This window comes from Arenibacter sp. F26102 (assembly GCF_023015865.1).
Lineage (GTDB): Bacteria > Bacteroidota > Bacteroidia > Flavobacteriales > Flavobacteriaceae > Arenibacter.
Window position 1 is genome coordinate 145,131 of sequence record NZ_JALKBC010000004.1, and the last position, 12,194, is coordinate 157,324.

8 protein-coding genes are annotated in these 12,194 nt (G+C 36.5%); 2 read left to right on the forward strand and 6 right to left on the reverse strand.

All coding sequences use genetic code 11. The features are described 5' to 3' along the window. Positions 1-18 precede the first annotated feature (18 nt). Positions 19-4,206 (forward strand): PAS domain S-box protein, encoded by a 4,188-nt coding sequence (locus MWU78_RS06855; protein WP_246996302.1) that lies wholly within the window; start codon positions 19-21, stop codon positions 4,204-4,206. A gap of 246 nt (positions 4,207-4,452) precedes the next feature. Here MWU78_RS06855 and MWU78_RS06860 read toward each other — a convergent pair whose 3' ends face one another. Continuing rightward, entirely contained in the window at positions 4,453-5,319 is an 867-nt protein-coding gene (locus tag MWU78_RS06860) for a response regulator (RefSeq protein ID WP_246996304.1), read from the reverse strand. Positions 5,320-5,562: 243 nt separating this feature from the next. Beyond that, positions 5,563-7,890 carry a 5-methyltetrahydropteroyltriglutamate--homocysteine S-methyltransferase gene (gene metE / locus MWU78_RS06865; protein WP_246996306.1) on the reverse strand — a complete coding sequence of 776 codons (2,328 nt, stop codon included), beginning with the start codon at positions 7,888-7,890 and terminating at the stop codon, positions 5,563-5,565. Between the two features lie 157 nt (positions 7,891-8,047). On the opposite strand from metE, the gene MWU78_RS06870 reads away from it, so the two are divergent. Beyond that, on the forward strand, positions 8,048-8,509 hold the full coding sequence (locus MWU78_RS06870; protein ID WP_072861073.1) for an Lrp/AsnC family transcriptional regulator: 462 nt from the start codon (positions 8,048-8,050) through the stop codon (positions 8,507-8,509). A 721-nt stretch (positions 8,510-9,230) separates the two neighbouring features. On the opposite strand, the gene MWU78_RS06875 is transcribed toward MWU78_RS06870, so the two are convergent. The 4 genes from MWU78_RS06875 to MWU78_RS06890 form a co-directional block, all read right to left on the reverse strand. Beyond that, positions 9,231-10,085, reverse strand: coding sequence for an alpha/beta hydrolase (locus tag MWU78_RS06875; RefSeq protein WP_246996308.1), 855 nt, complete (start codon positions 10,083-10,085; stop codon positions 9,231-9,233). Between the two features lie 38 nt (positions 10,086-10,123). Next, positions 10,124-10,897: an alpha/beta hydrolase gene (locus tag MWU78_RS06880; protein ID WP_246996310.1), complete on the reverse strand. Its 774-nt coding sequence runs from the start codon at positions 10,895-10,897 to the stop codon at positions 10,124-10,126. A 107-nt stretch (positions 10,898-11,004) separates the two neighbouring features. After that, a complete protein-coding gene (locus MWU78_RS06885; RefSeq protein WP_246996312.1) occupies positions 11,005-11,853 on the reverse strand; it encodes an AraC family transcriptional regulator in 849 nt (282 codons plus the stop codon). Then, entirely contained in the window at positions 11,850-12,038 is a 189-nt protein-coding gene (locus MWU78_RS06890) for a hypothetical protein (protein ID WP_246996314.1), read from the reverse strand. Before MWU78_RS06890 ends, MWU78_RS06885 begins: the two co-directional genes overlap by 4 nt. Between the last annotated feature and the right edge of the window lie 156 nt (positions 12,039-12,194).

Below are 12,194 nucleotides of genomic sequence, written 5' to 3' on the forward strand. Positions count from 1 at the left end.
ATTAAACAACAGTTTATAGTGTTTAGAAAAAGAATTGAATTGTTCCCCACGTTTCCAAAAATGGAGGTTCCACTATGGAACTATAATGATATATGTCAATTGGCCTCTTTTGTCATCGATTCCCCTTCGATCAAGATTGAAATTTTAAAGTTGCCTATCGGATTGGAAAATGAATTTAATGGTGAACATTTCCTATCCCAAATAGAAAAACAAGTTTTGGACCATCTGGACATGTCACCTAACGAATTACTTAACTTAAAGGGAATCGAATTTGATGAATTAATTGATAGCTCCGCAAACCTGGACAAAGCTCCTCCCCTGAATTTGATCATAGCCCCTTTAGTTGATTCTGATAAAACTACCTTGGGCATTGTTTGTTTCCATACTCAGGAAACCTTAACCCTCAGCAAACAACAAACAGAACTGATCAAGGCATTGGCCAATCAAGCGGTTCCCTTTATTCCACTTCAGAAGGAAAAGATAAAAACCCTTTCTCCCAATGCTTTCTTTGACAACATTAACATTAACCTAAGTAATTACTCCGAAGTTAATGGGACGGCTAGTTGGGAGTTCGATATTGCAACCAATAACCTGTGGTTAAGTCCCTTGTTCTTTGATATGCTTGGCTATAAACCTGATGAGCTCAAGCTGGAGTCGATTGCTAATTGGGTCGATCTGGTCTTCTTTTTAGATCAAGATAAATTGAGAAATATTTGGCAAAAGTGGAGTAATAATGATTTTACACAAAATGAATTTGAATGCCGGGTCGTTCACGAATCCGGTGACCTTGTTTTTATTAATATTGAGGTCAATAATTCTAAGATCAATGATGATAACGAACTTATTTTCTTTGAAGGTGACATACAAGATATAACTACCCAAAAGAAGGTTTGGCAACAAATTGAACTTATAAATCCAAAGTTTACCTCCGTAATCCAGGCCGGATATAATTGGATGGCAGTAGTTGACTTAAATGGAAATTATTCATACGCCAATTCAACCTTAAAATCGGCCGTGGGCTATACGACCGAGGAATTAATGGACAAAAACTTTTTTAGTTTTGTCCATGATGGGGAAAGGGATAAAGTAGCCAATTATTTTTCAAAATTTTTGATAAATGAACCTTTTGTTTCCAAACCTTTTAGATATCGACACAAAAGTGGTACGTGGAAATGGATAGAAATTTTACTTATCAATTTAAAGGATGACCCCATGATTCAGGGTGTGGTAGTCAATGCCAGGGACATTACCGAAAGGGTACTGACAAATAAGAAAATAAAAGCTTCCGAGGAAAAGCACCGTTTGCTTTTTAATTCCAGTCCATACCCTAAATATATTTTGGAGACAGAGAGTTTACGAATCTTGGATGTGAATGAGGCCATGTTGAAATTTTATGGTTACTCTCGGGAGGAGTATACTACTATGACCGCCCTGGACCTAAGGCCACAGGAGGAAGTGAATAAATTATTGGAAGGTATAAGGGAGTTCCAATTGCAGGATAAAACCCTTAACTCTGGAATATATGTACACAAAAAGAAGAATGGTGAATTGGTGAAAATGGAGATTGTTGGGCAACATGTAACCATTAACGGAGTAAAATGCATCCTGGTCAATTGCACCGATGTAACCGATAAGGAACAATATTTAGAAGAACTAAAACAATCGGAACAAAAATTAAAAAGGGCCTCGGTTATTGCCAAACTTGGCTATTGGAATTTTGATGACTTAACTTTATCGTTCTCCGAGGAAGTATATAAAATTTGGGAAAGGAAGCAGGATTCCAATGAATTTAATTATGATTCCTTTTTGGACACCATTCATCCTGATGACCGTGAAGCTTTCATTGATCAAAACAAAAGATCAATTGCACAGAATGAAAACTATGACTTCGTATACAGAATTGTATTGCCCAATAATTCTGTAAAATGGATACATCAGTTGGGACAGCCTGTTCAAGGTACCGACCTTGGTACTAAGAAGTTTGAGGGTACTTTACAAGATATTACCCAACGAAAAAAGGAAGAACAACATTTGAGATTGTTGGAATCTGTGGTAACAAACACCAAGGATGCGGTATTGATTACTGAAGCAGAACCTTTTGATCGGCCAGGACCTGGAATTTTGTACGTTAATGATGCCTTTACTGAAATGACAGGATATACTCCTGAAGATGTAATCGGCAAAACACCTAGAATTTTACAGGGACCGAGATCGGATAAGGCGGAATTAAAACGATTGAGCAGGGCAATGCGAAGATGGGAACCATGTGAAATTACTGTAGTAAATTACAAAAAGAATGGTGAGGAATTTTGGGTAAACATGTCCTTAACTCCTGTTGCAGATGAAAAAGGATGGTTCACACACTGGATATCCATTGAGCGGGACGTAAGTGAACAAAAAAATCAGGAGCTTTTAAAAAATTTAATTATTGACATAAGTGTATTGTTCAGTTACGAAAAGGACCTGAAATCATGTTTATTAAGCGTTTTGAGTTATTTAGCTGACTTTGGTGACTATGCACTTGGTGAAATATGGCTGCCTAATTCGGAAAACACCCAATTAAAACTCTTTGTCAATGATCTAAATAGGAATACTGAAAACTGGTCATCCAAGGGCGAGCAAAGTGATACCATTTTTGAATACACAGAAGGCTTGGCCTACTCCGTATGGAAAATGGAGGTAATGGAAATATGGGATACCGAGGAATTAAAGGGGATAGAAATAAGCGGAATTCTCAAGGATTCGGGAGTTTCAAGCCTTGTTGGTATACCACTCGTTCATAATGAAAATTTTTTTGGTGTACTTAATTTGGGATTAGACGCTAAATCTAAGCACCAAATTTTACAAGGTGAACGCTATCAGGAAATCTCAAACCATTTGGCTGCTGAAATAAAAAGAAAATTGCTTGAAAATGAACTTGATCATATATTTAGTTTTGCTCCTGATATTTTGTGCAAGGCTGGATATGACGGGTATTTTAAAAAAATAAATCCGGCTACTTCAAAGCTTTTGGGATATTCCGAGGAGGAATTACTTTCAAAACAAATTATTGAGTTCGTTCATCCAGAGGATCGGGAAAAAACTAGAAACCAACAAATGTTCTTATATGAGGGGAATTCCTATAAATACTTTGAGAACCGTTATATCACTAAAAAGGGAGATATAATTTGGCTTAGTTGGACGGCTAGGCCGATTCCAGAGGAAGATGCCATTTACGCGGTGGCCAAGGATATTACTGAAAACAGGGAGCTTAAAAATATTCTTAATGAAGTAACGGACTTAGCCCTTATAGGGGCATGGGAACTGAATTTAAAGAGAGGCCATATCTATTGGTCCGAAATGACAAAAAAAATCCATGAAGTGGACGTAAGTTTTTCTCCGACCATTGAAAGTGTTCTGGGGTACTGCCAAAGTCCTGAAACTCGGGAAATAGTTCTATTTAATATAGAAAATGCCTTAAAAAGAGGAAAATCTTGGGATATGGAACTTGAAATAATTACGGCAAAGGGGAACCAACGCTGGGTTAGAATGATTGGAAAACCAGATTTTATCAATGACGAGTGTGTAAGAATTTTTGGAAGTTTTCAAGATATCAATGATCTAAAAACTTCTCAAATAGAAGTGGAATCGGCCAACAATGAGAAGAACAGTATTCTGGAGAGTATTGGGGATGCCTTTATTTCAGTTGACGATGGTTGGGTGGTAACCTATTGGAATAAAATGGCGGAGGAACTATTTGGTGTTCAAAAAGCAAACATAATCGGAAATAATATTTGGAAGGTCTTTGAGAATATTGTGGACCCCAAAGTCTTCGTAAAACATTACAAGGACCTAAAAAAAGAAGAAGCGGCCAACTTTCAAGAATATTTTTCAGAATGGAATAAATGGCTGGAAATTAGTGTATATCATTCGGAAAACGCTTACTCACTATATGTAAGGGATATTACAGAAAAGCTTCAAAGCCAAATTGCCGTTGAACAGCAAAATGAAAAATTAAGGGAAATCGCATGGACACAATCCCATGTGGTACGGGCCCCATTGGCCCGATTAATGGGAATCATAGATTTGCTCAATGAAAATACTGTAGATGAGAATGAAAAGAATCTATTACTTGACCATGTATACTCCTCTGCCGTAGAATTGGATACCATAATCCAGGAAATTGTCCATAAATCACAGGCTGTAATTGCAAATCAAAAACCTTAAAAGTAAAAATTTTAAGGGTAATTGGTCATTGCCTGGTATAGTGGCGGACCTATTTATTGTAAATTTCTCAATGTGTTTAAGGGGTTACAAGAATTGATGCTACCTCGAATTGGAAGTCTGTACTTTGCTCCTAATGTATTTCACTTCTAAAGATTTTACAGCAATGATTTCCAATATATTTTTAGTTTGAATACTTCCTTAATTTAAAAATAATAATGAGATAATTACCAGGCGGAATATCAATGATTATTTATCCAAAACTTCCTCTATTCTATTGAGCAGGTTTTCCGGATCAAAAGGTTTAAAAATAAAGCCGTTCATGCCGCTTTGTAATATTTTGTTTTTCACTTCAAGGAATACCGAGGCAGATAAGGCCAAGATAGGCAAGGTGGTATTGAATTTTCTAATTTCCCTGGAAGCGGTATAACCGTCCATAACAGGCATCTGAATATCCATTAGTACAGTATCGAAGTTATTTTCTTGAACCATATTTACTGCATTTTGACCGTTATAGGCCACATCTACAACTAAATTAGCCTTTTCCAGTATCTGCTTGGCGACCATAACGTTAATGAGATTGTCCTCAACCAACAATATCTTTTTGCCCTTTAAATCGTGTACTTTCTTATAGGTAATTTGATCAAACTCTCCGCTCGAGGCCAATTTTAATTCCAAATCGAAATAAAAGCGACTTCCTGTTCCAGGTTCACTTTCAACCTTAACCTTGGAACCCATGGCCTCAACTAAACTCTTAACAATTGGTAGTCCGAGCCCGGTACCACCATATAAACGATTTGTACTAATGCTGGCCTGGGTAAATGCCTGCCATATTTTTTCCTGTTGCTCTTTATGGATACCAATTCCAGTATCCAATATTTCAGTACGCATAAGCACGGTACCATCGGATTCTTCTTGCTTGACAATTTTTAAGGTTACACTCCCTTTGTCGGTAAATTTAATGGCGTTGGAAATAAGATTATTGATTACCTGATTAAAGCGGACAATATCCAGCCAAACATTGGGAAGTTCTTCATCAATTTCCAATTCCATGGTAATTCCTTTACGCAGACAACTGGGCTCGTGAATTTTTTTTATCTGCCTAACTGCGGCCATAATATTGGAGAGAAGATACTTATGTTCTTAAGGGGGTGATATATATCTTATTGCATTATTGGATTACAATGTTCCTTGCCAAAGTCAACTGCCGTGAACCCAGAGAATATTTTCTAATTGGTTATTGGATTTACTATAGGAATTCTTTGAAAATTCAGGTTCGTATAAGCTATAAAGGTAAATTCCCCTAAAATAAATTTAGGGGAATTACCAGCTCGATTAGCGCTAAATATCTTTTGGATGCTATTCTACGAAAGGAGCAGCTATTGATTTGGCCCGCATTTTTTTTGCAACTTTTACTAAATTGATCAAGGCGGATTCAGTTTCAGGCCATTCCCGAGTCTTTAAACCGCAATCCGGATTAACCCATAGATTTTCAATTGGCAAAAGTTTCGTTGCTTTTTGCAATAAAAATTCCATTTCCTCCTCGTTGGGAACCCTTGAAGAGTGGATATCGTAAACACCTGGCCCTATTTCATTAGGATATTTGAACTGGACAAATGCATCCAATAGTTCCATTTCCGATCTTGAGGTTTCTATGGTTATTACATCGGCATCCATATCCGAAATGTTTTGTATGATATCATTGAATTCTGAATAACACATATGGGTGTGTATCTGTGTCCTATCCTCTACTCCACATGACGCCAGTCTGAAGCAGTCAACGGCCCAAACCAAATAGAAGCTCCATTGCTCGCGCCTTAGGGGCAACCCTTCCCTTATGGCTGGTTCGTCAATTTGAATGATCTTTATTCCAGCTTTCTCCAAGTCCGCAACTTCGTCCCTTATGGCCAAAGCTATTTGTTTACAGGTCGTGGACCGAGGTTGGTCATCCCTTACAAAAGACCACTGTAAGATGGTGACAGGACCTGTAAGCATACCTTTTACGGGCTTTTTGGTCAATGATTGTGCAAATGTTGTCCATTTAACCGTCATGGGCTTATCCCTATGGATGTCTCCATATATTATCGGAGGTTTTACACATCGGCTGCCGTAACTTTGTACCCAACCATTACTTGAGAATACAAAACCCTTTAACTTTTCCCCGAAATACTCCACCATGTCATTTCTTTCAAATTCGCCATGAACTAGGACGTCCAATCCAATATTTTCTTGAAATCGGATGGTGTTTTCAGTTTCTTTTCGAATGAATTCATCATATTCCTCTTGGGTGATAGCATTTCTTTTCAATTTTCCCCGCCAAGCTCTTACCGCTTTAGTTTGGGGAAACGATCCAATGGTGGTCGTGGGAAATAAAGGAAGATTCAATTCCTGTTTCTGTTTCTCTTGACGAATACCAAAGCTGTTTTTTCGCTTCTTATCTATCTCTGTCAATGATTGCACCCTTTGTTTGGTCCGCGGATGATGAATTAGTGACGAGTTTTGTTTTTCTATAAACTGCCGCCTATTATTTATCAATGCTACAGCTGCTTTTTCTGAGGGAAGATCAGAAGCCAATTGGCTTAAGCTTGCCAACTCCCTAAGTTTCTGTTTGGAGAATGCCATCCACTGTTTAATTTTTGTCGGTAGATTTTCCTCATCCTCCTCTAGGTCCAAATCGTACGGGGTATGTAAAAAGGAACAGGAACCAGCTATCCAAATCTTATCATGGGCAACATGTTTTTTGGCTTTGTCAATTAATGTCAAAGCTTTATCAAAATTGTTTTTCCAAATGTTTCTGCCGTCGACAACCCCTAAGGAAAGTATCTGTTGTCCTGTGTACAGTTCCGACTCCAAGATATCATTCAATTGTATTGGACATCTTACTAGATCCAAGTGCAGTGCATATACCGGAAGTTGCAGAACTGTTTCTAAATTGTCGCCATAACAATCAAAATAATTGGTTAATATGATATTAAGTTGGGGGAACTTCTGGGCAATATTTAAGTATAATTTTTTTATTGCAATCCTTTCTCTGTCATCAAGATCAAGTGCTAAACAGGGTTCGTCCAATTGAATGTATTTTGCACCGGCAGAGATCAATTGTTCCAATAATTCAAAAAAGATAGGTGTCAAAGAATCCAAAAGGTCCATTCGGTGGAACCCGTCCTCCTTTTCCTTGCCAAGATAAAGATATGTGACAGGGGAAATCAAGACTGGCTTGGTCAATACTCCCAGGGATAGGGCTTCCTTGAATTCATCAACAGCTTTTGTGGAGTACAGTTCAAAGGATTGGTCCTTTGAAAACTCAGGGACCAGATAATGATAATTGGTATCAAACCATTTGGTCATTTCTAATGCGGTTACATCGTAATTATCTTTTTGTAGCCCCCTTGCCATGGCAAAATAAAGGTCCAAATCCGATTTACTTCTTTTAATTTCTGAGTATCTAGTGGGAATATTACCGTAGGCCATGGTTGCATCCAATACCTGGTCGTATAAAGAAAAATCATTGGATGGAATCAAATCTATTCCCGCTTCTTTGTGCATTAACCAGTTTTCCTTACGAATTGCTTGACCCACTTGATGTAATTCTGTTGCAGTGATTTCCCCTTTCCAATATTTTTCCAAGGCTTTTTTTAACTCTCTTTTAGCGCCAATTCTAGGGTAACCTAATAGGTTTGTTTTCATATATAATGATTTTTTATAATTCCATACAAAGCTTATACTTTGGATTATAAATTCTAAATTTGATTCAAAATTTAGATGAAATCACTATTTTATATTAATGTTTTAGTGTTTTTATCTTTTGAAATTGATTATTAATCAATTAACAGAAAAATATTCTATGAACGATTTGGATAAGATTGATTATCAGATATTGAAATTATTACAGACCAATTCCAATTTAACGACCAAAGAATTGTCGAATAAGGTAAATTTATCCACCACTCCCGTATTTGAGAGGGTAAAGCGCTTGGAGAAAAATGGCTATATAAAAAAATTTGTCGCTGTCCTTGATGCGGAAAAACTGGATAAGGGCCTAATTGTGTTTTGTAATATTACCCTAAAACAGCACACCCGTGAAATTGGTCATAAGTTCGTAAAGGATATCTTAGCAATTAATGAAGTTACAGAATGTTACAATGTATCCGGAGATTATGATTTTTTATTAAAAGTAATGGTAAAGGATATGAAGCATTATCAAGACTTTGTTCTAAATCACCTTGGTGAAATAGAAAATATAGGAAGTGCCCACAGTACTTTTGTTATGGGCGAAATAAAAAATACTTATTCTGTTCCTATATAAGAAACTACATGAATACCCCTTATTAGTTGAATTGTAATAGTGGACTTAACAAATTACCTTTTGTCTAACTTACTATTTTTTATGTTGTAAGAGAATGAACAAGAGTAAATATGCGATTTTTTAACCTTTATTTGAGTATAGAGGGCAAGTTTAGGTTACATGCTGAAAATAGCCAACTAAAACATTTAAATTGGGGTGAGTAATTCGGTGTGTAATTTGTAAGACTATATTGTAACTATTTGCAAATCAATCATATACAATCCATCAGATAGTCCCTCTTTCTCCGCAAAAGGAAACCCACAACGAAAGTTGTGGGTTTTTTGTTTTTTGTAGCCTCCGAAGTTTACTTCGAAGAGGCGAAAGAAAACAAAAAACAACCAGCGCCAGCTTGTTATGGTTTCCATGCTTGCCCGGGATTGCCTTTTGGGATGCACTCAGTGAATCACTTTTAAGGGAGGAAAACAAAAAACAACAAGTATGGTTTTCATCACATATTATATGGGTCAAGAAGGATCATGACCAATTGTTGTGTTTATGCAAATATTGTAGTTAATCTATAAAGGAAGAATTCTACGTTTTTGAGAAGACCTAAAAAAAGGCATCATTTCTAATAAAAAGAGCAACTCCCTATAATAGGAAGTTGCTTTTTAAAGATTCTCTGTTTTTAAATTTTGGAAGATTTAAAATAGATGCATCTTCTTGTAAATTATTATAGGCTAGTTTAATCTTCGGAAATTGAGATTAAGTTGTTTGTAAATTCAGTTGACCGTGAAATAAATGGGCTATGACCAGTATTCATACTATAAGTATTGGTAATCCCGGAAGTGGCGACCATTTCTTGTTGAAAAGGGTAGCTTATTGCATGGTCTTCTGTAGTAAATATATAGTATTTTTTACCCGCTTTATTGTAGTCAGCTGACTGATAATCCAATGGATATAAAAAAGCAGCAAAGGGCTCAGCCCTATAATTGTCTAGTAGTAATTGCTTTTGTGCTCCAGTTCCATCTTGACAAAAGATATTTGTTAGGTCAGCTTCTGGATTTGACAGACCTAATGTACCATCCGCTGCTGGCTCATCTTGCAACGCAGGTCCTAGAAGAGAACCAGCATCCAACATAGCGTAATCCAACACACTTTTTCCACTTACGGGAATATATCCTGCAACATAAACCAATTTACTGATTTTATTAGGAATTTCAGAGGCAAGTTGGGTTATGACGGCACCTCCCAAACTATGACCTACTAAAATAACAGGTTGGTTGTATGAATTAACTGCTTCCTTCACTGTGTTGACATAATCAATAAATTCAATCTGTGAGGCAGGAGTAGTATCTTCACCATGACCAGGCAAATTAACCACACTTACTTGATAACCTTCAGCGGTCAAGTTTTTTTTGGTTTGTTCCCATACAAAGTCAGCTTGCCATGACCCGTGAACTAATACTACTGGTGATTTTGAAATGGGGTTATTGTCGTCATCAGAGCATGATGTGAAGATGATTCCGACGAATAGCATCACTATAAATTTAAACATAATTTTACTGTGTATTTGTAATACGATTTTTGAATTTATCATTGCTAAAATTTTTGATATTTTATTAATTCCCTATTTTTTTATTTTGAAGCGTTCTTAGCCGCTTTTATTATAACTGCTGCAACTTTTGCAGGTTGTGATATAAACACAACATGACTACCTCCTTTTATTTCGGTAATCTCCGTGTTAGATTTTTTGTAAGAGGTTCTCAAGCTGTCTGGATCGATACTTTTAACTTCTGTTCCGATAACACCATATGTTGGTTTATTTTTCCACGCTACAGTAGTAACCGGTGTACCGAATGCCTTGGCATGGAAAGCTCCTTGAGCGGCATACATAAATTCGGCTTCTTCTTTGCTCAAGTCTGCACAGAATCCTGCGTGAAATTTCGTTTTATCATAATATACAATACCATTTTCATCTGGATATAATACCCCATTTTCAGGTGAAGGCGCTGCCATCATTGCCATATCCAATGCTGATTGCCCTTTATCAGGCTGATACGCATCAATATATACTAAGCCGGCTACTTTTGAGTGGTTCCCAGATTCGGTAATCACAACTCCAGCCCACGAGTGTCCAACTAGAATAGTGGGTCCATCTTGTTTGTCCAATGCAAGGTTTGTAGCAGCTACATCATCTTCAAGTGAAGTAAGTGGATTTTGAACAATGGTTATGTTATAACCTTTATTTGCAAGCTCTTTGTAAAGATTTTGATAGCTTGAACCATCGGTAAATGCGCCGTGTACCAATACTACATTTTTAACTGTTTGTACTTGTGCGTCAACTGCACCAGTTACTGTTACAGCTATTAAAGCTGCCATTACACGATTCTTAATAGATTTTAATTTCATCTTGTTTGTGTCGAAGGGTTTGTTTGATTTCAACACTGCAAAGATATTATGGGTCCTAACGGAAGGTCTTAGATAGAATTCCCGATTATTTGTACATACTTCCCGAATTACAATATAACCAAGTTATTTCGAAAATCTAAAGGTGATATTTGAGTACTTTTCTTAAAAAAACCGGAAAAATGGGAAACATCGTTAAACCCTAACTCATCAGAAATTTGGGACACAGATTTTTCTGTAAAAGAAAGAAGGCGTTTGGCTTCAAATACAATTCTTTCCTGAATAACTTTTGAGGGCGTTTTGTGATTATAGATTGCAAATAGATTGGAAAGTGTTTTTGGTGATTTGCAGAGTTCACCGGCATAAAATTTTACCGAATGTTCTGAACGAAAATTCAATTCCACCAGAAAAATAAAATTTCGGATAATATGAAACTTTTCATCAGGCAATTTTTTTGAAGGCACATAATCTATTTTTGCAAGGGTTGTGGTAAAAATTATCAGCCTTTTCAACAAGACTACCAACATTTCATTTTGGATATGATCGGAGGTTTGGAGTTCTTCTATGAAAATTTGAAGTAGTAAATTTAATTTTTCTTGTGCGTCCTTTTTCAATTTTATGAATAGATTATTATTTGTCCCAAACAAAAAGCCAGTGCAGCTTACTTCTTTGTCATTATCCACAATACAATAAAATTCTCGATTAAACTGCCATGCTACAACATCAGTCGGTCTTTCGAAACTGAACGTTTGATTGAATAATAAAGGTAATATACATCCCGTTTCGAATTCATAAGTTACATTATCAATCGTAACTAATTGCATTGGACCGGGATTCCAAACAATCGTAAAAAATTTGTTAGAATGGTCATGACCAAAAGAAAACTGATCCAATTGATTCTCACCTTTAAAAAGCAATAATTTCCCTTGAGTCTTTTTGTCTGTAAAGGTCAGTTTCATTTGTGGTAATTATTTGGTTCGAGCACATCTATTTTACCTAGCTCGTTAACCACCTCATTATAGATGTTACCGATACTGTCTAAATTGGTAACATCGCTAACAAGCGCCAACGTTTGATCGCCAATTGCCTTTACAGCTTCGTTTAATGTCGTAGTGTTATGACAAGTAATTGCAACTTGCACCATGCTCTGCAAATAGAATGGCAGTGGATAATCCCATACCGCTGTTTCCTCAGGTAATTGCAGCTACTTTGTTTTCTAACTTTTTCATATATTTAATTTTATTGATATAATTGATTTTGGATTGTTTTCATCTCTTGTTAACAGGTATGGTTGCTTCCG

What these genes read in the sequence shown, in the direction of transcription:
- MWU78_RS06860 (WP_246996304.1), bottom strand. Translation starts at nt 5,319, where the DNA reads ATGGCCGCAGTTAGGCAGATAAAAAAAATTCACGAGCCCAGTTGTCTG.
- MWU78_RS06885 (WP_246996312.1), bottom strand. Translation starts at nt 11,853, where the DNA reads ATGAAACTGACCTTTACAGACAAAAAGACTCAAGGGAAATTATTGCTT.
- MWU78_RS06890 (WP_246996314.1), bottom strand. Translation starts at nt 12,038, where the DNA reads ATGGTGCAAGTTGCAATTACTTGTCATAACACTACGACATTAAACGAA.
- metE (WP_246996306.1), bottom strand. Translation starts at nt 7,890, where the DNA reads ATGAAAACAAACCTATTAGGTTACCCTAGAATTGGCGCTAAAAGAGAG.
- MWU78_RS06880 (WP_246996310.1), bottom strand. Translation starts at nt 10,897, where the DNA reads ATGAAATTAAAATCTATTAAGAATCGTGTAATGGCAGCTTTAATAGCT.
- MWU78_RS06875 (WP_246996308.1), bottom strand. Translation starts at nt 10,085, where the DNA reads ATGATAAATTCAAAAATCGTATTACAAATACACAGTAAAATTATGTTT.
- MWU78_RS06870 (WP_072861073.1), top strand. Translation starts at nt 8,048, where the DNA reads ATGAACGATTTGGATAAGATTGATTATCAGATATTGAAATTATTACAG.